The organism is uncultured Aliiroseovarius sp. (assembly GCF_947497285.1).
Lineage (GTDB): Bacteria > Pseudomonadota > Alphaproteobacteria > Rhodobacterales > Rhodobacteraceae > Aliiroseovarius.
Map to the genome: position 1 here is coordinate 123,573 of NZ_CANMFT010000005.1, position 24,594 is coordinate 148,166.

The 24,594-nt window shown below is 59.5% G+C and carries 26 protein-coding genes and 1 other RNA gene; 19 read left to right on the forward strand and 8 right to left on the reverse strand.

Translation table 11 applies throughout. From position 1 onward, the window contains the following. Positions 1 to 13 precede the first annotated feature (13 nt). From Q0864_RS10780 to rpmG, 4 genes are all read left to right on the forward strand, one after another. Complete coding sequence (locus tag Q0864_RS10780; RefSeq protein ID WP_298569123.1) at positions 14 to 790, forward strand: hypothetical protein; 777 nt, start codon at positions 14 to 16, stop codon at positions 788 to 790. Between the two features lie 5 nt (positions 791 to 795). Then, the gene (locus tag Q0864_RS10785; protein ID WP_298569502.1) at positions 796 to 1,479 is read left to right on the forward strand and encodes an N-acetylmuramoyl-L-alanine amidase; all 684 of its coding nucleotides are present in this window, start codon (positions 796 to 798) and stop codon (positions 1,477 to 1,479) included. Positions 1,480 to 1,491: 12 nt separating this feature from the next. Further along, positions 1,492 to 1,881: RNase P RNA component class A (gene rnpB, locus Q0864_RS10790), an RNA gene on the forward strand. Positions 1,882 to 2,034: 153 nt separating this feature from the next. After that, positions 2,035 to 2,202 (forward strand): 50S ribosomal protein L33, encoded by a 168-nt coding sequence (gene rpmG, locus Q0864_RS10795; RefSeq protein ID WP_008034579.1) that lies wholly within the window; start codon positions 2,035 to 2,037, stop codon positions 2,200 to 2,202. 84 nt (positions 2,203 to 2,286) lie between these two features. On the opposite strand, the gene Q0864_RS10800 is transcribed toward rpmG, so the two are convergent. From Q0864_RS10800 to Q0864_RS10810, 3 genes are all read right to left on the reverse strand, one after another. Then, positions 2,287 to 2,991: an SGNH/GDSL hydrolase family protein gene (locus Q0864_RS10800; RefSeq protein ID WP_298569125.1), complete on the reverse strand. Its 705-nt coding sequence runs from the start codon at positions 2,989 to 2,991 to the stop codon at positions 2,287 to 2,289. A 69-nt stretch (positions 2,992 to 3,060) separates the two neighbouring features. Further along, entirely contained in the window at positions 3,061 to 3,795 is a 735-nt protein-coding gene (locus tag Q0864_RS10805; protein ID WP_298569127.1) for a Bax inhibitor-1/YccA family protein, read from the reverse strand. Between the two features lie 118 nt (positions 3,796 to 3,913). Continuing rightward, positions 3,914 to 4,126, reverse strand: coding sequence for a hypothetical protein (locus Q0864_RS10810; RefSeq protein ID WP_298569130.1), 213 nt, complete (start codon positions 4,124 to 4,126; stop codon positions 3,914 to 3,916). Positions 4,127 to 4,250: 124 nt separating this feature from the next. Here Q0864_RS10810 and Q0864_RS10815 point away from each other — a divergent pair, with 124 nt between their 5' ends. Next, positions 4,251 to 5,105 (forward strand): LysR family transcriptional regulator, encoded by an 855-nt coding sequence (locus Q0864_RS10815; RefSeq protein ID WP_298569133.1) that lies wholly within the window; start codon positions 4,251 to 4,253, stop codon positions 5,103 to 5,105. Here the strand turns inward: Q0864_RS10815 and Q0864_RS10820 are convergent. Continuing rightward, positions 5,102 to 6,073 (reverse strand): NADPH:quinone oxidoreductase family protein, encoded by a 972-nt coding sequence (locus tag Q0864_RS10820; RefSeq protein ID WP_298569136.1) that lies wholly within the window; start codon positions 6,071 to 6,073, stop codon positions 5,102 to 5,104. The genes Q0864_RS10815 and Q0864_RS10820 overlap by 4 nt on opposite strands. Positions 6,074 to 6,387: 314 nt before the next feature. On the opposite strand from Q0864_RS10820, the gene Q0864_RS10825 reads away from it, so the two are divergent. From Q0864_RS10825 to Q0864_RS10840, 4 genes are all read left to right on the forward strand, one after another. After that, positions 6,388 to 6,756, forward strand: coding sequence for a helix-turn-helix transcriptional regulator (locus Q0864_RS10825; RefSeq protein WP_298569138.1), 369 nt, complete (start codon positions 6,388 to 6,390; stop codon positions 6,754 to 6,756). A gap of 58 nt (positions 6,757 to 6,814) precedes the next feature. After that, a complete protein-coding gene (hisN, locus tag Q0864_RS10830; RefSeq protein WP_298569141.1) occupies positions 6,815 to 7,621 on the forward strand; it encodes a histidinol-phosphatase in 807 nt (268 codons plus the stop codon). 121 nt (positions 7,622 to 7,742) lie between these two features. Then, positions 7,743 to 9,074, forward strand: a complete 1,332-nt coding sequence (locus tag Q0864_RS10835) for an 8-oxoguanine deaminase (RefSeq protein ID WP_298569144.1) — start codon at positions 7,743 to 7,745, stop codon at positions 9,072 to 9,074. A 125-nt stretch (positions 9,075 to 9,199) separates the two neighbouring features. Further along, a complete protein-coding gene (locus Q0864_RS10840; RefSeq protein ID WP_298569147.1) occupies positions 9,200 to 9,511 on the forward strand; it encodes a 5-aminolevulinate synthase in 312 nt (103 codons plus the stop codon). Here the strand turns inward: Q0864_RS10840 and guaD are convergent. Further along, complete coding sequence (gene guaD, locus Q0864_RS10845; RefSeq protein WP_298569150.1) at positions 9,501 to 10,787, reverse strand: guanine deaminase; 1,287 nt, start codon at positions 10,785 to 10,787, stop codon at positions 9,501 to 9,503. The two genes, Q0864_RS10840 and guaD, sit on opposite strands and share 11 nt — an antisense overlap. A gap of 128 nt (positions 10,788 to 10,915) precedes the next feature. Here guaD and mgtE point away from each other — a divergent pair, with 128 nt between their 5' ends. From mgtE to Q0864_RS10870, 5 genes are all read left to right on the forward strand, one after another. Further along, a complete protein-coding gene (mgtE, locus tag Q0864_RS10850; RefSeq protein ID WP_298569153.1) occupies positions 10,916 to 12,298 on the forward strand; it encodes a magnesium transporter in 1,383 nt (460 codons plus the stop codon). Continuing rightward, complete coding sequence (locus Q0864_RS10855; RefSeq protein ID WP_298569155.1) at positions 12,298 to 12,867, forward strand: 5-formyltetrahydrofolate cyclo-ligase; 570 nt, start codon at positions 12,298 to 12,300, stop codon at positions 12,865 to 12,867. The genes mgtE and Q0864_RS10855 overlap by 1 nt, the downstream gene beginning before the upstream one ends. A gap of 51 nt (positions 12,868 to 12,918) precedes the next feature. Further along, entirely contained in the window at positions 12,919 to 13,743 is an 825-nt protein-coding gene (locus Q0864_RS10860) for a TIGR00282 family metallophosphoesterase (protein ID WP_298569158.1), read from the forward strand. Further along, positions 13,740 to 14,624: a DMT family transporter gene (locus tag Q0864_RS10865; RefSeq protein WP_298569161.1), complete on the forward strand. Its 885-nt coding sequence runs from the start codon at positions 13,740 to 13,742 to the stop codon at positions 14,622 to 14,624. Before Q0864_RS10860 ends, Q0864_RS10865 begins: the two co-directional genes overlap by 4 nt. Positions 14,625 to 14,690: 66 nt before the next feature. Next, a complete protein-coding gene (locus Q0864_RS10870) occupies positions 14,691 to 16,469 on the forward strand; it encodes an SLC13 family permease (protein WP_298569164.1) in 1,779 nt (592 codons plus the stop codon). 15 nt (positions 16,470 to 16,484) lie between these two features. Here Q0864_RS10870 and Q0864_RS10875 read toward each other — a convergent pair whose 3' ends face one another. Continuing rightward, complete coding sequence (locus Q0864_RS10875) at positions 16,485 to 18,266, reverse strand: SLC13 family permease (RefSeq protein ID WP_298569167.1); 1,782 nt, start codon at positions 18,264 to 18,266, stop codon at positions 16,485 to 16,487. 32 nt (positions 18,267 to 18,298) lie between these two features. After that, positions 18,299 to 18,892: a LysE family translocator gene (locus Q0864_RS10880; protein WP_298569170.1), complete on the reverse strand. Its 594-nt coding sequence runs from the start codon at positions 18,890 to 18,892 to the stop codon at positions 18,299 to 18,301. 73 nt (positions 18,893 to 18,965) lie between these two features. Between Q0864_RS10880 and Q0864_RS10885 the strand changes: the two genes are divergently transcribed. The 3 genes from Q0864_RS10885 to Q0864_RS10895 all read left to right on the forward strand — a co-directional run bounded on the left by Q0864_RS10885 (position 18,966) and on the right by Q0864_RS10895 (position 21,252). Then, positions 18,966 to 19,418 carry an Lrp/AsnC family transcriptional regulator gene (locus Q0864_RS10885; protein WP_298569506.1) on the forward strand — a complete coding sequence of 151 codons (453 nt, stop codon included), beginning with the start codon at positions 18,966 to 18,968 and terminating at the stop codon, positions 19,416 to 19,418. Positions 19,419 to 19,510: 92 nt separating this feature from the next. After that, entirely contained in the window at positions 19,511 to 20,251 is a 741-nt protein-coding gene (locus Q0864_RS10890; RefSeq protein ID WP_298569173.1) for a YebC/PmpR family DNA-binding transcriptional regulator, read from the forward strand. A gap of 92 nt (positions 20,252 to 20,343) precedes the next feature. Further along, positions 20,344 to 21,252 carry a DMT family transporter gene (locus tag Q0864_RS10895; RefSeq protein ID WP_298569176.1) on the forward strand — a complete coding sequence of 303 codons (909 nt, stop codon included), beginning with the start codon at positions 20,344 to 20,346 and terminating at the stop codon, positions 21,250 to 21,252. A 48-nt stretch (positions 21,253 to 21,300) separates the two neighbouring features. On the opposite strand, the gene Q0864_RS10900 is transcribed toward Q0864_RS10895, so the two are convergent. Further along, positions 21,301 to 22,770 carry an ABC transporter substrate-binding protein gene (locus tag Q0864_RS10900; RefSeq protein WP_298569179.1) on the reverse strand — a complete coding sequence of 490 codons (1,470 nt, stop codon included), beginning with the start codon at positions 22,768 to 22,770 and terminating at the stop codon, positions 21,301 to 21,303. A 153-nt stretch (positions 22,771 to 22,923) separates the two neighbouring features. Between Q0864_RS10900 and panB the strand changes: the two genes are divergently transcribed. Together panB and panC are read left to right on the forward strand one after the other, a co-directional pair. After that, positions 22,924 to 23,751: a 3-methyl-2-oxobutanoate hydroxymethyltransferase gene (gene panB, locus Q0864_RS10905; RefSeq protein ID WP_298569181.1), complete on the forward strand. Its 828-nt coding sequence runs from the start codon at positions 22,924 to 22,926 to the stop codon at positions 23,749 to 23,751. After that, positions 23,748 to 24,584, forward strand: a complete 837-nt coding sequence (panC, locus tag Q0864_RS10910) for a pantoate--beta-alanine ligase (RefSeq protein ID WP_248367683.1) — start codon at positions 23,748 to 23,750, stop codon at positions 24,582 to 24,584. Before panB ends, panC begins: the two co-directional genes overlap by 4 nt. The last annotated feature ends 10 nt before the right edge of the window (positions 24,585 to 24,594 follow it).

The following is a 24,594-nucleotide window of genomic DNA, read 5'->3' on the forward strand; positions in this document are numbered from 1 at the left end:
GGAAGAAGGTTCTATGCGGTATCTAATGGGCTTTGTCGCCGTCGCGTCGGTTTCGGCTTGCGTCAGCAATGTTCCCGACAGCCGGGCGCCTTCCAATGTGGCACCCGCGACGGATCCAGTTTCCGGTGCGCCCCTGTCTGCCATGATTGAAGGCGGCTCTGTCACAAGCCAGTTGCTGGACGACGCGGGCGGCGCAAATGCCGCGCCCGGCATCTCGGACGAACAGGATTTCAGCGCCGTGGCCGCCCGTGAGAGCATTGAAAGCGATGCGCAGCGTATCGAGAACTACCAGGCGGCTTACACACAAGTCGAGCCAGAGGCTGTGCCAGAGCGGCCCGCTGACAGTTCGGTGTCAATCGTGCAATACGCCCTGTCCACCACCAACAGTGTTGGGCAGCCAATCCATACCCGGTCAGCTTTGTCCGGAACGGCAAGGGCTGAACGCAACTGCGCGCGCTACACATCCGCAGATTTCGCCCAGATCGCGTTTCTTGAAGCTGGCGGCCCCAAGCGCGACAAGAACGGGCTGGACCCAGATGGCGACGGCTTTGCCTGTGGGTGGGATCCCGCGCCTTTCCGCACAGCGCGCGGCGAGACCGCGCCCACCATTGTGACCGAGGAAACAGCCGTCAGCAAGGCTGAGCTTGAAGCGCTTGGCATCGAGACGGACACTCAGGTGCCTGTGGTCGATCCCGCGCTTGCGCCCGCTCCTGCGCCCACCCCCACCCCTCTTCCCGATCCGGACCCTGTGCCGCTGCCGGGTGCGACGCTGAACATCTCGAGCGAATAGTGCGGATCACGCCTTACCCGTCGCCCAATTGTGGACCGCGCCGGGACGGTTTGCGCCCTTCCTTTGTGGTGCTTCACTATACAGCGATGGCCGACCCCGACGACGCGCTGGATCGCTTGTGCGCACCAGAACATGAGGTGTCGGCGCATTACCTGATCCACCGCGCTGGCGGTCTTTTCCAAATGGTCGACGAAGACAAGCGTGCATGGCATGCGGGCGCTGGATCCTGGCGTGGACTGAACGATATCAACTCGCGATCCATTGGTATCGAGCTGGACAATGACGGGATGTCACCCTTTTCGCAGCCTCAGATGGCTTCGCTGGAGGCGCTGCTGCCAGAGATCATGACCCGTTGGGGCATTCCGCCCGAAGCCGTAATCGGGCATAGCGACTTGGCCCCCGATCGCAAGCGCGATCCAGGACGCCGGTTTGACTGGGCGCGTTTGGCGCAGCAAGGTTTGGCGGTTTGGCCGGATCGCGCGGATCATCGCGCGCCTGATGAACAGGCCTTTCTGGCTGACGCTGCGCGGTTCGGCTATGCGTGCTCGGCCGGGTTGGAGGCGGTTCTGGATGCGATGCGCCAGCGCTTTCGCCCTTGGGCGACCGGGCCATTGGCGCCGCGTGACATGGGGATCATTGCAGACCTTGCCGCGCGCTTCCCCGTTGACCCGCCCTCTTCCATCGCCTAAGCCGATCCTCGCGCGGATGGCTGGATGGCCGCGGGTGACTGGCAGGGCTTGCCCTGTCGTGACGCGAGGAAAGTCCGGACTCCACAAGGCAACGGTGCCGGGTAACGCCCGGCCGGGGAAACCCGAGGGAAAGCGCCACAGAGAAGAGACGGCCCGCGCATGTCGCAGGCCACGGTGAAACGGTGGGGTAAGAGCCCACCGCGCGCTTGGCAACAAGGGCGGCACGGCAAGCCCCACCGGGAGCAATGCCTAATAGGGACCTTGCGGGGGCAACCCCAGGGCAGTCTTGGCCCAAAGGTCCGGGTTGGCAGCTTGAGGTGTCTGGTAACAGGCATCCTAGAGGAATGGTCATCCATGGTGGCAACACCTGGACAGAATCCGGCTTACAGGCCATCCGCGCATAAATTCATGCCGCTTGGGCGCCGTTGCGCGCGTAGTTTCGGAACCCGCGCGAAAATCCCATTTGCCTGTTGACTCGGGGGCCAATGGCGGTAAAAGGCGGGTTCCAGAGATTTACCCGGGCGGGGTGCGCCCACCCGATGAGGAGCTGACGACATGGCGAAGCCGACCACTATCAAAATCCGCCTGAACTCGACCGCGGATACCGGCCACTTCTATGTGACCAAGAAAAACGCTCGCACCATGACCGAAAAAATGGTTGTGAAGAAATACGACCCGGTTGTGCGCAAGCACGTCGAGTATAAGGAAGGCAAGATCAAGTAAGATCTTGTGACCCTGAACGAAAAAGAGCCGCGCTGAGATGCGCGGCTTTTTTTGTTGTGCGATTGTAGAGCGAAATTGCCCGCCTCAGCGGTGCAGGATCTGCGTCGCCACTTTTTGCCCAATGAGGTAATAGGCATTCGGACCCGGGTGAAAGCCATCTTCGGCCATCATTTCAGGTGTAAGCGGAACATCGAATGGCATGTATTCCACACCTATTGCTTTAGCTTGTTCGGCAAGCGCCTTGTCGAAGCGGCGGGCTTGCAGGCCCAGGACCCAGCGCAGCGGGTTGGGCAAAAGCGGAAAGCGATCAATTGGGGGGACCCCGGTTGCGATGATACGTTTCGCCTGCCAGCTTTCAAACAGCAATGTGTAAAGCTCAGCCCGACAGGCCAGGATGCGGTGTAGTGGCATTTGACTCGTCACGTCGTTGACCCCAAGAACAACCAGCACCACATCCGCCCTTTGCGGATCTTGTGACCGCAGTATCGGCCGGACGGTGCACGAGGTGGCACCAGAGCGGGCCATCACGCGCCACTTCACACGGTATGAGGCACCCAAAAAATTCACCATCTGACCGGACAGTGCCATGGTCTGGTGAGGTGCGCCGACACCCGACGCCGAGCTGTCGCCAACAATCATCAACGACAAGTCAGGCCCGGTGCCGGTCACACCGCTGCGATGCCCCGGAGGCTCCGGCAGGACTTTCGCCAGTTTGCGGACTTTCAGTGCTTGTGTGGCCAGATATGGGCTGAGTATCAGCTTAACGATGGTCTCAAAGAAGCGGTTCATGGGACGAGTCTTGGTAAACAAAAAGGGCCGGTCACGCTGACCGGCCCCTTGGGTTTCAGTTGGTTCGCATCACTCACGATTGCCAAGGAACTGCAGCAGGAACATGAACAGGTTGATGAAGTCCAGATACAGGCTCAGCGCACCCATGATCGCGGATTTCGCCAACCATTCGCTGTCCATCGCGTGCGCGTGAGCGAGATAGTCCGTTTTGATCTTTTGGGTATCCCAAGCGGTCAGGCCTGCGAAGATCAAAACACCGATCACTGAGATCGCGAAATGCACCATCGAGCTACCGATGAAGATGTTGACGATCGACGCCACGATCAGGCCAATCAAGCCCATGATCAAAAACGCGCCCATCGGCGACAGATCACGTTTGGTCGTGTAGCCGTAAAGGCTGAGACCGGCAAAGGCGATTGCCGTGATAAAGAACGTCTGCGCGATCGAGATGCCGGTGAAGGCTGCGAAGATCCAGCTGATGGACAAGCCCATGACGGCTGCGAAGACATAGAAGAAAAGCTGCGCACCTGCGGCTGACAAGCGGTTGATGGCCGCACCGAATGCAAACACCATGATCAACGGCAGGAACATTACGATCCAGCCCAGAATGTTGGGCGACAGCGTTGCAGGATCACGCAGAATCGACAGCAAAGCGTCGTTCGAACCAAACGCCCACGATACCGCACCCGTCAGCAAAACGCCGATGGACATGGTTCCGTAGACCTTGTTCATGTGGGCGCGAAGCCCTTCATCGATCGCAGCGCGCGTGCCGGCACCTGAGCGAATCGTGTCAAATTCAGCCATCTAGACCTCCAGAAAAAGCAATATTCGGCGGCTCCGAACAGAAACCGCCCTTGGCTGTAATATCGGCAAGGGCGGCGCGCTTTTCAAGGGGTATTGGTTTTATCGTTCGAACGGCTGATTAGTGTGTCCAATGGGCCGGAACATCCCAGATCGGGCGGTTTGCTTCGCGATGCGCTTCGCGATAATTCAAACCGATATCTTCAAGACGCGAAGCATCCAACCGCGCCAGGGCGCGACGTTCGCGCTGCGTTTCCCATGCGTGGACGAACCAGGCCAAAGGCGAGAAAACGCTTTTGGCGGCGGGGGTGTTGGTGCAGGTTACGGCAGTCATCTCGGCTCTCCTTCGTCAAAACGGATAGGTTATCCGCATTGCATCAATTTTCTTGATGTTTATGCTTGTTGGTGAAAGATAAGTAAAATGAATGTTTTTGCGTCAACCCATCAATAGGTGTGATATGCCACGAAACCTCGATCTGACAGCAATGCGCAGCTTCGCCACTGTGGCGGATGCAGGCGGCGTGACGCGTGCCGCTGGTCTTTTGCACCTGACGCAGTCTGCCGTCTCGATGCAGATCAAACGGCTTGAGGACAGCTTGGGACGCACCTTGTTGGATCGCTCCGGGCGTGGCGTGTCGCTGACTGCAGATGGCGAGCAACTGTTGGGCTATGCGCGACGGATGTTGCGGCTGAATGACGAGGTTTACGCCCGCCTGACCGACCAAGCCTATGAAGGAGAGGTCGTTATGGGGGTGCCTGCAGATGTGGTCTATCCCGCAATTCCAGAGGTGCTGAAGCAGTTTCACGCTGAATATCCGCGCATGCGCGTTCAGTTGATATCCTCCTATACAAGTCGGTTGAAGGCGATGTTCGCGCGCGGTGAATGCGACATCGTGCTGACCACCGAAGACACAATGGACGCCGGGGGCGAAACATTGACGACATTGCCCTTGGTGTGGGTGGGCGCCCCCGGTGGGCAGGCGTGGCGCAACCGCCCTTTGCGGCTTGCCTTCGAATACAATTGCATCTTTCGAAAGGGTGTTCAGCAGGCGCTGGACGAGGCGCGTATACCGTGGGAAATGGGGGTCGAGAGCGACACAACGCGCGCAATCGAAGCCTCACTTTCGGCCGATCTGGCGGTCTATGCGATTATCGAAGGCACGGTGCAGCCCTATCTTGAGGTGATCGACCATGGCGGCGCCCTGCCGGATCTGGCGGTCACGCAAGTGAATATGTATGCGGCGCAAAGCAATGGCGGTCAGGCCGTTGACGATCTGTTGACGATGATCCGAAAGGCCTTTGCGGCGCTCTAACGGGTGGGGTCCATCGTGACAACAACCTTGCCGGTCGATTTTCGGTCGCGTAACAGGCTCAGGGCTTCGGGCGCTTGCTCAAGCGGCAGGCTGTGGCTGACATGGGGCCTGATCTTGCCGCTCTCATACCACGCCAGCAATTGGCGCAGACTGTCGGTCAAAACCTCGGGGCGAAACGTCAGGTATCCCCCCCAATAGAACCCGATCAAGGTGATGTTCTTGACCAACATATGGTTTGGGCGAACCTCGGGCAGGTCGCCGCTGGCGAACCCGATCAAAAGAATGCGGGCGTCGGGGTTGCAGGCACGAAACGCATCTGTGAATTGGGCGCCTCCGATGGCGTCATAGACCACATCGGCACCGCCAAGCGCTTTGACCGTGGTGCGAATGTCGTCGGTCTGGCTGTCGATCACGTGATCCGCGCCAGCACGGCGGCAGATGTCCAACTTGTCGGCCCCGCGTGCGCAGGCGATGACACGCGCGCCCATGACTTTGCCAATCTCGACCGCAGTCAGGCCAACCCCGCCCGCAGCCCCAAGGACCAGAAGTGTTTCGCCGGGCTGAAGCCGCGCCTTATAGTCCAGCGCAACATGGCTGGTGCCATAGGCGACCTGAAACGCGGCGGCATGTTCATAGCTCATGTTTTCAGGCAGCGGCAGACAGCGATCAGCATCGAAGACGCCTTGGTCAGCCAAGCCATTGCTGCCAGAAAACACAACCACGCGGGTTCCGGGCTTTGGACCGGTCGTTTCGGGCCCCAGCGCCAGCACAGTCCCCGCAGGCTCCATGCCCAACGAGAACGGAACTGTGGGGGTGTCCTGATATTTGCCCTTCGCCATCAAAAGGTCTGCGAAGTTCAGGCCACATGCGCGGATATCCACAAGCGCCTGACCCTTTGCCGGCACGGGTGGGACGACCTCGGTCAGGGTGGCGGGATGGTCAAAATCGGTGATGCGATAGGTCTTCATGGGGCCTCCTGTTCGGTGTCTTAGGCGGTTCGATCCCGAAAATCGAGAGGCAGCCAGAAGAATCGCTCAGCGGACTCTCGCTCAGAATCGTTGCAAAATGCAAAGCAATTTGCTAAACAGCTTTTGCGTGTAAAGACTGGGGACACACTTTCGCTGTGGTGGTGAGGCCGTTTTCACAGGCTTGCCGCCTTAGGGCATTGAATTCAAACCTTTTCCTGCCGACTTCTCCGGATGTCCAAAAAGACAGGTTGAGGTGTCCCCCGATCACGTTATCTCTGGTTGCGTGATACAATCTTTTAACGAGGAGCTGTTCTATGAAACATCCTGTAGATGTCCATGTTGGAAAGCGCGTCCGCCATCGTCGTTGGATGGTCGGAATGACGCAACAGCAACTGGCTGAAAAAGTCGGGATCAAGTTTCAACAGATCCAGAAATACGAAACTGGCATGAATCGCGTTTCCGCGTCTCGTCTTTGGGATATCGCGGCTGCACTGTCGGTGCCGGTCAGCTTCTTCTTCGAAGGCCTTGAAAGTTCCGCGGCGATTGAAGCAGACAGCACGGTGCCCGGTGATATTCTGGCCGACAAAGAAGCTTTGGAACTTGTTCGCAGCTATTATGCTATTCCGGACAACCAACGCCGCCGTCTGTTTGAACTTGCGCGCGTCCTGTCAGACGTCGCCTGAGCTTGACGCTGCCTGCGTCCCCCTGATACCGCGCTGATACAAAGCGTGCGGAGGGGCGATGCTGACCGATCTGGATCAAGACACCAAAAACGAATTGTGCCACGTGGCAGAGGCTTTGGCCGATGCCGCGCGCGATGCGGTGATGCCCTTCTTCCGCGCCGAGGGATTGACGGCAGACAACAAGCTGTCCGAGGGGTTTGACCCGGTCACAGAAGGCGACCGCGCGGCCGAGAAAGCCATGCGAGACGTGCTTGCCAAGTTGCGTCCGCAAGATGGGATCTTGGGTGAAGAATTCGGCGCGCAAGCGGGCGATAGCGGGTTAACCTGGGTTCTGGATCCGATCGACGGTACCCGCGCCTTTTTGTCAGGCACACCGACATGGGGTGTGCTGATTGCGGTCGGTGACGCCAACGGCCCGCAGTTGGGCATCATTGACCAACCCTATATTGGCGAACGCTTTCTTGGTGGGTTCGGTTTGGCGCAGGTTGTCGGGCCGCATGGGAAAAGGGTTTTGAAGACCCGCGGCCCCCGCGATCTGTCCGAGGCCATCCTGTTCACCACATTCCCGGAAGTTGGCACCAAGGCGGAAGGGCGCGCCTTTCAGGCCCTGTCCAGGCAGGTCAAGCTGACTCGCTACGGTCTGGATTGCTATGCCTACGGGCTGGTGGCGTCTGGCCATATCGACCTTGTGGTCGAGGCCGGTCTGCAAGCTTATGACATCCAGGGACCAATGGCGGTGATTGAAGCGGCGGGTGGGATCGTCACGGATTGGCAGGGTGGTCCTGCTCACCTTGGTGGCCGCATTGTCGCAGCGGCCAATGCGCAAGTGCACGCCGCCGCGCTGGCTGTGCTGTCGGACGCCTGAGCCGCGCAGCAAAGACTTGAGCGACCGGCCCGGTTCATGGCAAGCTGGAGTTGCGCGCGAGTCCTTTGCCCTTTCTGTCGCCGCCGGGTGTGTGTCTCCGAAATGGGTCGTAGGAGACAGCATGGAATACCTCATTCGCAACGCTAAGACGATTTTGACAATGGACGACGACGGGCGAGAGCTGTCGGCGGCTGACATTCGCATCACGGGCGGCCAGATATCGGAAATTGGTGAAGGTCTGCAAACCACAGGCGAGGTTGTCAACGCAGCCAGCGCCGTGGTCACGCCGGGCTTGGTCAACACGCACCACCATCTTTATCAAACCCTTACGCGCGCTGTGCCGGGTGGGCAGGATGCGCTGCTGTTTGGCTGGCTGCAAACGCTTTACCCGATCTGGTCACGCTTTGGACCGGATGAAATGCGGGTGTCCACCCTTGCCGGCTTGGCAGAGCTTGCCTTGTCAGGCTGCACCATGAGCTCCGACCACCTATACCTTTATCCCAACGGCGCACGGCTTGATGATACGATCGACGGTGCGCGCGAGATCGGACTTCGGTTTCATCCGACGCGGGGCGCCATGTCCATCGGCGAAAGCAAAGGCGGCCTTCCGCCTGACAGTCTGGTGGAGGCGGAGGCCGCCATCCTCAAGGATTGCATCCGCGTGATTGATGCCTTTCACGACCCTGCCGATGGGGCGATGGTGCGGGTTGGTGTCGCCCCATGTTCGCCCTTCTCGGTCAGTCGCGATCTGATGCGGGACGCCGCCATTTTGGCGCGCGACAAGGCGGTCATGCTGCACACTCACCTCGCGGAGAACGACGAAGACATAGCTTACAGCAAGGCGCAGTTCGGGTGCCGCCCCGGACAATATGCAGAAGAATTGGGGTGGGTCGGTGATGATGTGTGGCATGCCCATTGCGTGAAGCTGGACAGCACCGAGATTGACCTGTTCGCCCACACGCGCACTGGTGTGGCGCACTGTCCTTGTTCAAATTGCCGACTTGGGTCAGGCATCGCCCCGGTGCGCCAGATGCGGGATGCGGGTGTGAAAGTGGGGCTGGGGGTTGATGGCTCGGCCTCGAACGACCTTGGCAATCTGATGGACGAGGCCCGCCAGATGATGCTGTTACAGCGCGTTGCGCAAGGGGCCGACAAGATGAGCGCCCGCGAAGCGTTGCGTATTGCCACCCGTGGCGGGGCCGACGTGTTGGGGCGTGCCGATTGCGGGCAAATCGCGGTGGGCAAACGCGCTGACATAGCGATTTGGGATGTCTCGAAACTGGAAAGTGCTGGCAGTTGGGATCCGGCGGCTTTGGTTTTGGCCGGGCCTCGGCGCGTGCGCGACCTGTTTGTCGAGGGGCGGCAGGTGGTGCGTGACGGGCAGATCACAACGATCGATTTGCCGCGCGTCATTGAGGTTCAGAACCGGCTGGCAGCGGGTTTGCAGGGGTGATCCACATAGCCTGACGGCACTTCCTTTTTGGAGACCGGCACAAACCATGCTATAGTGCGCGCTTATTTTAATCACGATATAAGCGGGATTATCCGCGGAAAGGATGGGATTCCATGCTTTCGGTAATGAGTGACAAAACATTTTTAGCTTTGGCAGCGGCACTTGGTTACAGCATTTCGACCGTTTTGATTAAACAGTATTCGCTAAACTTTGCGTATCTACCGGCAGTTCTTTTGGTCGCGGTCCTTGTTGGCACAATCGCGGCAGAAGTATTCCTGTTACGACAGGTCAATCTGGCTTTGGCCTATGTTGCCATCATCGCAACCGAGACCGTATTGGTGTTGTGCTATTCCTTCGCCATTGGCGAAGGATTGACACGGCAGGAAATGGCGGGCGCGGTGTTCGTATTGGTCGGGATCGCCCTGGTCAGCTTCTAAGGCATGCGCCATTTGCCCAGACCGCCTTCACGGCGCGGTCGTCGCCCATCATGATGGTCGGGAAAACTTCCTGCCATATGTCTTCGGCGTGCGCGGCGCGCTGGGCGATGGCGGGTGTCGAGGCAAGGTCGATTACGGCAAGATCTGCCTCGGATCCAGGGGCAAGCGTGCCTATTCGGTCTTCCAGCCGCAGGGCGCGTGCCGACCCTTCGGTCGCCAGCCACCATAACTGTGCCGGGTGGATGGGATGGCCGTTCAGTTGCCCAACCTCATAGGCCGCAGCCATCGTGCGCAGCATTGAAAAGGATGACCCGCCTCCGGTGTCTGTCGCCAATCCAATCCGGTGGCCCTGTTCCATCAAACCGTGCATGTCAAACACGCCGGACCCGATGAACATGTTCGAGGTGGGGCAGTGGATCAGGCTCGCGTCCACCTCGCGAATTCGGTCTCGTTCGCGGTCGGTCAGGTGGATGGCATGGCCCAGAAGTGCACCGGGACCAACCAAACCGAAGCGTTCGTATACATCAAGGTAATCGGTGGCGTCGGGAAACAGGTCTGCGACCCACGCAATTTCCTCATGTTGTTCGCTGATATGGGTCTGCATCAGAAGGTCTGGTTGTTCGGCCCACAATGCCCCGAGCGCTTCAAGCTGCTCTGGGGTCGAGGTGGGAGCAAAGCGCGGCGTGATCACATACGACAGCCGGTCCTGCCCATGCCAGCGCGCCGACAAAGCCTTGCTGTCGTCATAGGCGCTTTGGGCCGTGTCGCGCAGGTCGTCAGGGGCGTTGCGGTCCATGCAGGTCTTGCCACCAAGCACTCTTAGTCCGCGCTTTCGTGCGGCCGTGAAATAGGCGTCAACGCTTTCGGGGTGAATGGTGCAATAACTGACCGTGGTCGTGGTGCCCGTGGCGGTCACAAGGTCGAAATAGGTTTCAGCCACCTGAGTCGCATATGTGCCATCACTGAACCGGCATTCTTCGGGAAAGGTATATGTATTCAGCCAATCGATCAGTCGCTTGCCCCACGACGCGATGATAGCGGTTTGTGGATAGTGCACATGCGTGTCGACAAATCCGGGCGAAATCAGCGCAGCGCCATAGTCGGTCACGGTCGCCTGTGGGTATTCCGCACGCAGCCGCTCGGCTGTCCCGACATCCGTGATTTTACCGCCCTCAATCGCAACGGCGCCATGGCGTTCATGTGATACACAATCGGCCAGATCTTCCTTGAACGGGTCCGCCGTATAGATAATCGTCTGTCCCAGAAGCAGGTCCATGTCTAACCTCGCTGATACGCCACCGATCAGCCTATGAGGGTGGTTTTGGTGACGCAACGCCTTTCTTGCGGTTCCATTGGCGCACCGCTTGTCATATGTTCACGCTACAGATCAGGGAGGGCGCCGCGATGCTGGACGATCACTATAGCGATGATGCGCCCGAAGACGGGGACTATGAACTTAACGTAAAGACCGTCCGCCCCATTCTGGCGGCTCTAGAAGCAGGTGACGCAGCGGCCTTGATTGCCGCACTTGAGCCGATGCACGCGGCTGACATCGCCGACCTTCTTGAACAGCTCGGGCAAGAGGACCGGGTCGCGTTGGTGCGCCTTTATGGTCGCGAACTCGACGGCGAGATTCTATCGGAACTGGACGAAAGCCTGCGCGAAGATGTCGTCGGCGCAATGTCCCCGGAGGTGCTGGCCGAAGCGGTCCGTGAACTGGAAACCGATGATGTCGTCGACCTGATCGAAGATTTGGACGAGCCACAGGCCGAAGCGGTGCTTGGGGCACTGGACCAAGATGACCGGGTCGTCGTCGAGCAGTCGCTGTCGTACCCCGAGGAAAGTGCCGGACGCTTGATGCAGCGCGAGCTGGTCGTCGCCCCGGAGCATTGGAATGTCGGGCAAACCATTGATTTTCTGCGCAATCAGGATGACCTGCCAGAGCAATTCTATCACGTCATTCTTGTCGATCCGCGTATGCGCCCAACCGGCTATGTGACTTTGGGTCGCTTGATGGGCAGCGCACGGGGTGTGAAGCTGACCGAGATTGCAGAGGATAGCTTCCGCGTGATCCCTGTGTTGCAGGACGAAGGCGAGGTTGCCTATGCCTTCAACCAGTACCACCTGATTTCGGCACCCGTCGTGGACGAAGATGATCGGCTTGTCGGTGTCATCACGATCGACGACGCCATGGTCATTTTGGACGAGGAGCATGAAGAAGACATCATGCGTCTGGCGGGTGTTGGTGAAAGCCGCTTGTCTGACCGGGTGGTCGATACGACCAAACGCCGGTTTCCATGGCTGGCTGTGAACCTGATGACCGCGATCCTTGCGTCGCTGGTCATCGCCCAGTTTGAAGACGTGATTGCCCAGTTTGTGGCGCTGGCGGTCCTGATGCCGATCGTTGCCTCGATGGGGGGCAATGCTGGCACGCAGTCACTGACCGTGGCGGTGCGATCTCTTGCTACGAAAGACCTGACCTCGGCCAACGTTTGGCGGGTGATCCGGCGCGAAGCCATTGTTGGGCTGATCAATGGGATCGTCTTTGCTGTGGTGATGGGCATCGTCGGTATTGTCTGGTTCTCGACGCCCTTGCTGGGTGTCGTGATCGCGATTGCGATGGTCGTGACCATGGTCGTGGCCGGGCTTGCAGGCGTTATGATCCCGGTTGTGTTGGACCGCTTGAATATCGACCCCGCGCTGGCCTCGGGGGCGTTTGTGACCACCGTCACGGATGTTGTGGGGTTCTTCGCGTTTTTGGGGTTGGCAGCAATGATGCTTTTGTAATGACCGAAAAAGATGATCTGACCGCGATCAAGGTGGAAGCGCGCAAAGCAGCGTTCGCCCGCCGGAAAGAGGCGCAGAGCGAAGCACGCTCGACCCGCGGCGTATCGCACCTTCTGTCGGTGGTCGCAGATCACAAGGGCAAGGTCCTATCCGGCTATATGCCGATACGCACGGAAATTACCCCGGTTCCGGTGATGGCCGCGATGGCCGCCCATGGTCCTGTCTGTGTTCCTGTGATCGGCAAGGTGGGATTGCCGTTGCGCTTTGCCCGCTGGACACCGGATTGTGAGATGACCAAGGGCAGTTTTGGCGCTGATATTCCCGCAAAGCTCACGTTCATTGAACCCGAAGTGCTGATCGTGCCATTGCTGGCGTTTGACCGCAAAGGGGGGCGTCTGGGGTATGGTGGCGGATTTTACGATCGCACGTTAGAGCGGTTGCGCGCCAAACGCCCGACGCTGGCCATCGGATATGCCTACAGTGCGCAAGAGGTCGCGGCGGTTCCGCTTGAGCCAACGGATCAATTGCTGGATGCGATTGTCACCGACGATGGTGTGCATTGGGTTTGAACCAAACGCTTTGGCTTGCCCTTTTCGCCTTTCCGTCCTAGGGCTTGAGCCATGAGGATACTTTTTCTAGGCGACATCATGGGGCGCGCGGGCCGACGCGCGGTGACCGAGCAACTCAAGACGTTGCGCGCGGATTGGAAGCTCGATTTCGTTGTGGTGAACGGCGAAAACGCGACTGGCGGTGCGGGGCTGACCGCTGCGCACGCGCGCACATTTCTGGAGGCGGGTGCAGACGTTATCACGCTTGGCGACCATGCTTTTGATCAGCGAGAGATGCTGACCTTCAGCGAACAGGAACCGCGCATCATCCGACCGCTCAACTTTGCCAAGGAAAGCCCCGGCACAGGGGCGCGGGTGTTCAGCGATGCGCGCGGGCGCAAAATTCTGGTAACGCAGGTGCTGGGGCAAGTGTTCATGAAGCGCCCCTTCGATGACCCATTCTCGGCGGTGGATGCGGTTTTGAAACGCCACCCGCTTGGGGGCGCTGTGCAAGCCACGCTGGTAGATGTCCACTGCGAAGCCACGTCCGAAAAAATGGCGATGGGCCATTGGTGTGATGGGCGCGCCAGCGTCGTGGTCGGCACGCACACCCATGTGCCGACAAGTGACGCGCAGATCCTGCCGAAAGGCACAGCGTTTCTGACCGATGCCGGCATGTGCGGTGATTATGACAGCGTGATTGGTATGCAAAAAGAAGAACCGATGCGCCGTTTCATCACCGGCATGTCGAAGGGACGCTTCACGCCTGCCACGGGCGAAGCCACATTGTCGGGTCTGTTCGTTGAAACCGACGACCGTTCAGGCAAAGCCACACACATCCAGATGGTCCGCGTTGGCGGCCGGCTGGCGCAATCGACGCCGCTGGACGGCGCATGACAACCCACGCCGGGTTGATCGGGTTTCTGGCACTTCTCGGGGCTGGGTGGGGGCTGACCGGCGTTTTGGCCAAGCCGATCATCGAAGCGGGTCATCATCCATTTGGTGTAATCTTTTGGCAGATGGCCATTTGCGTGGTTGTGCTGGGCGTTCTGACCCGTGTTCGCGGCAAGGGGTTGCCGATCGGGTGGACGCATTTGCCGCTGTATCTGTTCATCGCGCTGGGCGGCACGCTGCTGCCCAATACGGCAAGTTATTTTGCCATCGCCCATTTGCCAGCGGGCATCATGGCGATCATCATAGCGGCGGTTCCAATGTTCGCTTTCCCCATTGCGTTGGCGCTAGGGTCGGAGAGGTTTGAGCTTTCGCGCTTTCTGGGTCTGCTGGCCGGCATGTCAGGTGTCGCGCTTCTTGCCGGGCCGCAAGCGGCCTTGCCAGTGGGGTCCGCGGTCTGGGTGCTGATCGCCTTGATCGCCCCCCTGCTTTATGCGCTTGAAGGAAATGTGGTTGCGCGGTTTGGGACCGCAGGGCTTGATCCAATCCAGACATTGCTGGGGGCCTCTGCGATTGGTGTGGTTCTGTCTGCCGGGCTGGCACAGGCAGCGGGCGGGTGGGTCAGCCCGTTCGGGGACTGGTCGCCTGCCAAGAGCTTGATTGTGCTAAGCTCGGTCATTCATGCATTTGTTTATTCGGGATATGTGTGGCTCGTTGGTCGCGCCGGCGCCAGCTTTGCAGCGCAAGTCAGCTATCTTGTCACCGGATCAGGGGTGGTCTGGGCGATGGTCTTGCTGGGTGAAAGCTATACAGGTTGGGTCTGGGGCGCGCTGGGCGCGATGTTCCTGGGGCTCTTCTTGGTGCAGCCTCGTGCCTTTCTGGACTAAAACCACGCTTGCCCCGCGTGCCGACTGCAGGCAAAACTGATCCATAGAACAAAACAGGGGCCATAGATGGGGCTTTTCGAGTTTGGCGACACGACACAGGCGGTTCTTTCACTGCTGATTGTTGTCGGAATGTTCATCATGTTCGTGCGTGAAACCTATCCAACCGAGGTCGTGGCCATCGGTGGGGTAGCTTTCATGTTGCTCACCGGCGTTCTGGATTATCAGCAAGGCCTTGCGGTGTTGTCGAACCCTGCGCCCTGGACCATTGCGGCAATGTTCATCGTGATGGGGGGGTTGGTGCGCACAGGTGCGCTGCAATGGTTCACCCAGATTGCCGAAAGGAAAGCCGAGAAAAGTCCGCTCGTCGCCCTGTCGGCCCTGATGGGGTTTGTCGTGATCTCGTCTGCGGTGGTGTCCAACACACCGGTCGTCGTCGTGATGATCCCGGTCTTCGTACAACTGGCCAAGAAGATCGGCACATCGCCGTCAAAGCTTTTGATCCCACTCAGTTATGGCGCCATCCTTGGTGGCACACTGACCTTGATCGGCACATCAACCAATTTGCTGGTCGATGGTGTGGCGCGTGCCAATGGGCTTGAGGCGTTTACGATTTTCGAGGTGACGCCTTTGGGCATCGCACTTGTGGCATGGGGGATGTTCTACCTCTATTTCATCGCCCCGAAGATCCTGCCTGACCGCGACAGCATGGCGTCGCTGCTGTCGGACCGGTCGCGGAAAAAATTCTTCACCGAAGCCGTCGTTCCGCCTGAAAGCAACTTGATCGGGCGCGAGGTCAATGGCGTGCAATTGTTCAAGCGCGAAGGTGTGCGGCTGGTCGATGTGGTCCGCGGCGATGCCTCGCTTCGGCGCGATCTAAGCGGTGTCACCTTGCAGGTCGGCGACCGCGTGGTTCTGCGCACGGCCGTGACCGAGCTTTTGAGCCTGCAGCGCGACAAAAGCCTGAAACGCGTGGATCAGGTGTCAGCGGTCGAAACCACCACGGTCGAGGTGCTGATCACGCCCGATTGCGGCATGGTGGGCAAGCAACTGGGCCGGATGCGTCTGCGCCGCCGGTATGGTGTTTATCCCTTGGCGGTTCACCGCAAGAACCAGAATATCGGGCGTCAGTTGGATGACCTTGTGGTTCGGGTTGGCGACACCTTGCTTCTGGAAGGCGCGCCCGAGGATATTCACCGACTTGCACAGGACATGAACCTGTTGGATGTCTCCAAACCCTCGGGGCGGGAATACCGCCGGGGCCACGCGCCGATTGCCATCGCGGCCCTGTTCGGGTTGGTGGCATTGGCGGGGTTTGGCGTCGCGCCGATCTTTCTGTTGGCAATTCTTGCAGTGGCGGTGGTCTTGCTGACCCGATGCATTGACGCCGACGAGGCTTTTGGGTCGGTTGATGGCCGGCTGCTGGTCCTGATCTTTTCGATGTTGGCCATTGGCGCGGGGCTAGAGAACTCGGGCGCTGTGCGGCTGATTGCCGAAGGTGCAGCGCCCGTGTTGGGCAAGCTGCCGCCGTTCCTGATCGTCTGGGCGATCTATTTGCTGACCTCGATCCTGACCGAGCTTGTGTCAAACAACGCGGTTGCAGTGGTAGTCACGCCGATCGCAATCGGTCTTGCCAACGCGTTGGGGTTAGACCCACGTCCCTTGGTGGTGGCTGTGATGGTGGCAGCTTCGGCTAGTTTCGCCACGCCCATCGGGTATCAGACCAACACGCTGGTCTATGGTCCGGGGGGGTATAAGTTTTCGGATTTCTTAAAGGTGGGTATTCCGCTGAACTTGTCGGTTGGGCTTCTTGCCTCGGCTCTGATCCCATTCATCTGGCCGCTCTAAGCGATCCCGCGCGGATCACAATGGCCAGAACACCAGAATGGCAGGGATCGAGACGGCGACCACCAGAACCTCAAGCGGCAGGCCCATGCGCCAGTAATCCCCAAACCGGTATCCGCCCGGGCCAAGGATCAGCGTGTTGTTCTTATGCCCAATGGGGGTCAGGAACGCACAGCTTGCCGCGACAGCGACAGCCATCAGGAAAGGATCGGGGTTCTTGCCCAGGGTCTGCGCCATCTGGATGCCGACGGGGGCTGCGACGATGGTGGTGGCGGTGTTGTTCAGAACGTCCGACAAGGTCATCGTCACGATCATCAGAACCGTCAGAACCGCCCATGCTGGCAGACCTTGGGTCAGGCCGACCAACGCGCCTGCAATCAACTCGGTCCCACCCGAAGTCTGAAGTGCCGCGCCCAGTGGGATCATCGACCCCAGAAGCACAACGACCGGCCATTCAATATGAGTATACAGCTCGGACAGAGGCACGACCTTGGTCAGAACATAACCAACGACGACAAGGCCCAATGCGACAGGCAGGTAAACAAGGCCGAAACTTGCCGCGGCAACTGCACCGCCAAACAAGCCGATGGCGAGCCAGACTTTTTCGTCTCGCGTTACCTTCAACCCGCGTTCGGCCAAGGGCAGGCCGCCCAGCCATTCGGTAACATCGGCCTCGGACCCCTGAGGCACAAGCACAAGCAGGATGTCGCCGGGGCGCACTTCGGTTTTACGAACTTGCTTGGTGATCCGTTTGCCCGCGCGCGAGATGCCAAGCAGGACGGACCGTTGCCGCCAGTTCAGGCCGACGGATTGCGCCGTTTTGCCGACGATCCGCGCGTTTTCCGGCACCACGATTTCGATCTTTGCCAGCCCGTCGCCTTCTGCGCGCAGCTTTTCTTCGTTGCCTGCTTCGGCGAATGTCAGGCTTAGGGCTGCGCGAAATTCATCCAGCGCCTCGGGCCGGGCTTCTAGCACCAACGCATCCCCCGCTTGCAGCTTGGTTGCGTGCTGGGTGCCATAACGGCGTTTCCCGCCCCGCACGAGGCCAAGAATGGCGACGTCATTCTTTTCCGCCGTTTCAAGCAGGTCTTTCAGTCGCTTGCCGATATGCTTCGAGTCCTCGGGCAGGGTCAATTCGGCGACATAGAGGCCGAATTCCTCCATCGGGTCCGAGCCGTTTTCGGTGCTTTCGGGCTGCGGGATCAGGCGCCAGCCGATCAGGGCGACGAAAATCAGCCCGGCAATCGCGGTCACACCGCCGACCGGCGCAAAGTCGAACATATGAAAGGGTTCGCCCAACACCTCGCCACGAATGGACGCGATGATGATGTTGGGCGGTGTTCCGATCAGCGTCACCATACCCCCAAGGATCGTCGCAAAGGATAGGGGCATCAGGCTTAATCCAGGCTCTCGACCAGCCTTGCGGGCGGTTTGGACGTCCACCGGCATCAGCAAGGCCAAGGCCGCCACGTTGTTCATGAAAGCCGACAGAACGCCGCCTATGGCCCCCATAAGGGCGATATGCGCCCCAAGTGACCGTGAGGCATCAACCATCGTGCGGGTGATCAGGAACACAGCGCCAGATCGCACCAGCCCCGCCGACACCACCAGCACAAGCGCCACGATCAGTGTCGCAGGGTGCCCAAAGCCGGAAAACGCGTCCTTGGTCGGGACGACGCCTAATACGACCCCCAACATAAGGGCGGTGAACGCCACAAGGTCATAGCGATACCGGCCCCACAGCAGCATGCCGAACACCGCACCGAAAAGCGAAAAGAGGATGATTTGATCTGTTGTCATGGCTCAAGACTTACCGCCTGTGGGCCGGAACGTCACCCGTAGATTACGGGGAAAAGTGTCGCCACCAACAACAGCGCCATCGTCACGTTGAACGTCCGAAGGCGCACCGGATTGGTCAGGATGACGCGAATTTTCTGACCCAGCATGGTCCAGACCGAAACCGAAGGCAGGTTCACGATGCCGAAAATCAGGGCGACCAAGATGACGGCCGATATGCCGCGGGTAGGGGCATAGACGCTGATCGCGGTCAGGGCCATCGCCCACGCCTTGGGGTTGACCCATTGGAACGCCGCCGCTTGCAGAAAGGTCATCGGCGTGCCGCCCGCCTTGCCCGTGCCGGGTTGCGCGGCGTTTGCGATCTTCCACGCCAACCACAGCAGATAGACCACGCTGCCGGTTTTCAGGATCGTGTAGCTGACCGGGTAAAGATCAAACAGCGTCATCAGACCGACGCCCACCAGCACGATCATGAAGGTAAAGCCAATGCCGATCCCCAGCATATGCGGGACGGAGCGGCGAAACCCGAAATTCGCGCCTGATGCCATCAGCATCAGGTTGTTCGGCCCCGGCGTGATCGACGAGACGAAGGCGAAGGCCACGAAGGCGGAAAGAAGCTCGATTGACATAAGTGCAATAATCGCCCCAAATTGGCGCTGAAAGGTTGCATTGTTGCAGCTATGGAAGATTGGTTTGCAACAAATGCTGAAAATGGACCGCGTAAACCGTCAGATATTGCAAGAGCTTTTGCGCGACGGGAGGCTACCGAATACCGAGCTTGCGGATAAGGTCGGCCTGTCGCCCTCGGCCTGTTTGCGGCGGGTGCAGGAGTTGGAGCGGCAGGGCGTGATCAAGGGCTACCGCGCTGTGCTTGATCCGGTCGCGTTGGGTGTTGGTTTTGTCGCCTATGTCACCGTCGGCCTGTCCGATCACACCAAGGCCGCGCAAGAAGGGTTCGAACGGTCGGTCGCGCTGTATGACGAGGTGCGCGAGTGTCACAACATCACCGGCACGGTCGAGTATCTGCTGAGGGTCGAGGCCGAAGACTTGATCGCCTATAAACGGTTTCACACCGACAAGCTGGGGACGCTGCCGCAGGTGCACCAGATCGTCACCCATGTGGTGATGGGATCGCCTAAGGATGAGCGCGCCTGAACATCGTGTCAGCAACGCCCTTGCGGCCCCCCCAACCCCTGCTGTATTGAACCGCGCAACATACCAATATTTGAAATAAATCGGAGGGCGCCATGGCTGGCCACTCAAAATGGGCAAACATTCAGCACCGCAAGGGGCGTCAGGACAAACTACGCTCGAAGTTGTTTTCAAAGCTCGCCAAAGAAATTACCGTGGCCGCCAAGATGGGCGACCCCGATCCCGATAAAAACCCCCGTCTGCGCATGGCCGTGAAAGAAGGCAAAAGCCAGTCTTTGCCAAAGGACGTGATTGATCGCGCGATCAAGAAAGCCATCGGTGGGGATGCTGAGAATTACGACGAAATCCGCTATGAAGGTTATGGTCCGAATGGCGTGGCCGTGATCGTCGAGACGATGACCGACAACAAGAACCGGACCGCATCCACCGTGCGCTCGACCTTCTCAAAGAACGGCGGGAATCTTGGTGAAACCGGGTCCGTGGGGTTCATGTTCGACCGAAAAGGCGAAGTGACCTACCCGGTTGAGGTTGGCGACGCCGACACCGTTATGGAAGCCGCGATCGAGGCCGGTGCTGAAGATTGCGAAAGCTCGGAAGATGGCCACCGGATCGTCTGCGCTGACACCGACCTGAACGACGTGTCGAATGCATTGGAAGCCGCGTTGGGCGAGTCGGAATCGACCAAGCTGATCTGGCAGCCCAACATGACCACCGAGCTTGACCTTGACGGCATGCAAAAGCTGATGAAGCTGGTGGATGCCTTGGAGGATGATGACGATGTGCAGCGCGTCACCACCAATTTTGAGGCCACGGACGAGGTTTTGGCGCAGCTTTGAACAGGCCCGCAGATTGATAATCTAAGACCCCGGCCCGCAAACCCGCGCCGGGGTCTCTTGTCTTTCGCGGCATTCTCGGGTCAGGTCGCCGGATGAGCATCGCGACCCCAGCCGTTCAACGCCCCCTCTTCGGTATCCTGTGGATGCTGGCGGCCGGGCTGTTCTTTGTTCTGATGAATGCGCTGGTGAAGCATGTGGGGCAGGGGCTGCCATCTGCACAAGCGGCGTTTCTGCGCTTTGCGTTTGGGCTGGTTTTTGTGCTGCCAGCACTGGGGCAGGTGCGACGTGTCCAGTTTTCACGCAAGATCTGGCGGCTGTTTGCCCTGCGCGGGCTGGTCCATTGCGGCGCGGTGCTGTGCTGGTTTTACGCCATGACGCAGATCACCGTGGCCGAAGTCGTGGCAATGAACTACCTGAACCCGATCTATGTGATGTTGGGGGCCGCACTGTTTCTGGGTGAGACATTCTCGACCCGTCGCATGATCGCGGTCGCCTTCGCATTTCTGGGTGTGTTGATCATCTTGCGACCGGGTCTGCGCGAGCTTGGGCCGGGCCATCTTTCGATGGTGTTCACCGCCATATTCCTTGGCGCGTCGTATCTGATCGCCAAGCGGTTGTCGCAGGAAACCACTGCCGCCGTGGTCGTGGCGATGATGTCAATCACTGTGACCATTGGCTTGGCACCTGTGGCATGGGTGGTGTGGGTCGCGCCGACGATAACCCAGTTGGGATGGCTCGTTTTGGTCGCCTTTTTCGCGACCGCCGGACACTATGCCATGACCCGCGCCTTTGCCGAAGCTCCGGTGTCGGTGACGCAACCTGTCACATTCGTGCAGATCATCTGGGCCGCTGCGATGGGAGCGTGGCTGTTTGCCGAACCGGTGGACATATGGGTGGTTGCAGGCGCGGGCGTGATCATCGCGGCGGTCAGCTATATCACGTGGCGTGAGGCGATGTTGAACCGACGCATCACGCCCAACCCCAACGCCGCAAAGTCGTGAAAAAGGGCGCCGCTGCGGACGCCCTTCTCTTGCGAGTTTGTTGCGGGATTAGTCCGCCCAGCTAACCCCGGTCAGGTCATTGGCTTGTGTGGGCGCGTTTTCCCAAAGACCTTGGATCTTCGCGTTTGCCACACCGGTTTTCGCCAGCTGGAACAAATAACCGTTCACATAATCGTCCGCGATCATCTGCTGCGCGTCCTTGTTCAGCTGGGACCGCATGGCGGGGTCCGACGTGACCGAGAGCTTGTCGATCAACGCTTGGAAATCCGCGTTGTCATACTGGAAATAGTATTCGGGTCGCGCATAGATGTTGATGTCGGCAGGCTCGGTATGGCTGACGATGGTCAGGTCGAAGTCCTTGCCTTTGAACACCTGTTCGATCCATTGCGCCCATTCAAGGTTCGAAATCTCTGTGTTGATCCCGACATCGCGAAGCTGTGCGGCGATGATCTCGCCCCCGCGACGCGCATAGGCGGGGGGCGGCAGCATCAGGCGCAGCGTTAGACCCTCGGCCCCAGCGTCCGCCAAAAGGGATTTCGCCATGTCCGGGTCGAAGGCAGAGTTGCCGGTCAAATCCACATAGTCCGGGTTGTGCGGGGCAAAGTGGCTGCCGATGGGCGTGCCATAGCCATGCATGGCCCCGTCGATGATGTCTTGCCGGTTGATTGCATGGGCAATGGCCTTGCGCACGCGGACATCTGCCAACGGGCCGGATTTGTTGTTGATGGACAGGATCGTCTCGCCCTCGGTCGAGCCGACGATCACGTTGAAACGCGGGTCCACTTCGAACTGCGACAGGGTTTCTGGGGCGGGAAAGTTGGGGAAGGCGTCCACATCCTCGGCCATCATCGCAGCAAAGGCGGCGTTGGGGTCCGAGATGAATTTGAACGTGGCCGTGGCCAGCGCGGGCGCTTCGCCCCAATAGGCATCGTTGCGCGCGACGGTCACATGATCGCCTTTCGCCCATTCAACGAAGGTGAAAGGGCCGGTGCCCACGGGCGCGGTGGCGGCGCTGTCGATGCTTTCCGGCGCGACGATCACCGCGTCACCCCACGCCATGTTGAACGGGAAGTTGCCGTTGGGGGCGGACAGTCTGACCTCGACCGTCAGGGGGTCGGGGGCAGTGACAGCCTCGATATCCTTGAACAATGCTTTCTGGGCGTTGGTCGAATCCTCAGCGCGGGCGCGATCAAGCGAGAAGATGACGTCCTCCGCATCCATCGTGGTGCCGTCATGGAAGGTCACGCCGTCGCGCAGTTTGAACGTATAGGTCAGGCCGTCGTCGCTGACCGACCATTCGCTGGCAAGGCCGGGTTGGACCGATCCATCCGGGCCAAATCGGGTCAGACCTTCAAAAATGTTGGCATAGACCACTTCGTCAATCGCGGCAGCCGCGCCGCCGGTCGGGTCAAGGTTTGGCGGCTCAAGCACCATGCCAAGCGTGATTGCGTCGCTTCCGGCCAGCGCGGTTGACGCCATAAGCGCCCAAGCGGCGGCGGTGAGTTTCAGATTGGTCATGGTCGGTCCTCCTTTCCCGAAAAGCGGGACAAGCCCCATGAAACGCGGGATTCTTTTTCAACGCAAGGGGGAGCCGTCGCGGCAACTCCCCTTTGATTTTCTGCGATGCAGCATTATAGTGCTCGAAAGAAGAGGATCAGGGGAGGAGAAACCATGAGCGCTTCTGCAAAGATTACGGTGCCGACACCGTCGGACATTCGGGCGCGAAAAGGCGGCACGCCCTTGGTCTGTTTGACGGCTTATGCGACGCCGACCGCGCAGATGATGGACGCGCATTGCGACATCGTTCTGGTGGGCGACAGCGTCGGCATGGTCGTGCATGGCTTGCCCGATACGCTTGGTGTCACGATGGAGATGATGGAGTTGCATGGTGCCGCCGTCAAACGCGGGCTGACGCAGGCCATGATGGTCGTCGACATGCCGTTTGGATCGTATGAAGAAAGCCCCGAACAAGCCTTTCGCAACGCTGCCCGCCTGATGCGCGTGACCGGTGCGGCGGCTGTGAAGCTGGAAGGCGGCGTGGCGATGGCGGACACGATCCGCTTTCTGACCAGCCGGTCGATCCCGGTGATGGCGCATGTGGGCCTGACCCCGCAGGCGATCAACACGCTGGGTGGCTACAAAGTGCAGGGTCGCGGCGAAGATCGCGCGCGGGTGTTGGCGGACGCCAAAGCCGTTGAGGACGCCGGCGCATTCTCGGTCGTGCTCGAAAAGGTGCCAGAGAGCCTGTCGGATGAAATCACCCATGCGCTGTCGATCCCAACCATTGGAATCGGTGCCTCGGTCGGGTGTGACGGGCAAATCCTTGTGGTCGATGACATGTTGGGCCTGTTCACCGCGTTCAAGCCCAAATTCGCCAAGCGTTATGGCACTTTGGCGGCTGATGGCGAAAAAGCGATTGAAGCCTATGCAAAAGAGGTGCGCGCGCGGACGTTTCCCGGCCCGGAGCATGTGTTTGCCGATGAGGTTCCCAAGACATGAAGCTTGTTCGCACGAAAGATGACCTGCGCACGCTGCGCCGTTCTTGGATCTTCAAAGGCGAGCGTGTGGCCGTCGTGCCCACGATGGGCGCGCTGCATGCGGGCCATCTGTCACTGGTCGAGGTTGCAAAACAGCACGCGGACCGGGTGATCGTCACCATCTTTGTGAACCCCAAACAGTTCAACAATCCCGGCGATCTGGATAACTATCCGCGCACTGAAGAAGAGGACGCCGCGAAGCTTGCCCCTTACGGCATTGACGCGCTGTATGTCCCCACGCCGGACCAGATTTACCCGGACGGGTTTGCCACCAATGTGCGCGTGAAAGGTTTGACTGAAGACCTGGAAGGCGCACACCGCCCGGGTCACTTTGATGGTGTTGCGACGGTCGTGTCCAAGCTGTTCCTCCAATCGCGCGCGGACGTCGCTTGTTTCGGGGAAAAGGATTACCAGCAGATGTTGCTGGTGCGCCGCTTGTCCGAAGATCTGGACATCGAGACAGAGGTGCTGGGTTGCCCGACCATCCGCGAAGAGGACGGCTTGGCGATGTCGTCGCGCAATGTCCGGTTGTCACCGAAGCAACGTGCGATTGCACCCGTTTTGAAGACCGAAATGGACCGGGCGGCGCGCGCGATCCGTCGCGGTGCGGACATTCGCGTGGTGCTGGACAGTGCCAAGGCGCAGATAAAAAACGCTGGATTTGACGCGGTTGAATATCTGGAGCTGCGCGATGCGCGCGACCTGACCCCCCTCAAGACGCTGGGCAAACCTGCCCGGTTGCTGGTCGCGGCAATGCTGGGCGATGTGCGCTTGATCGACAATATCGAGGTCTAGGCCAAGGGGC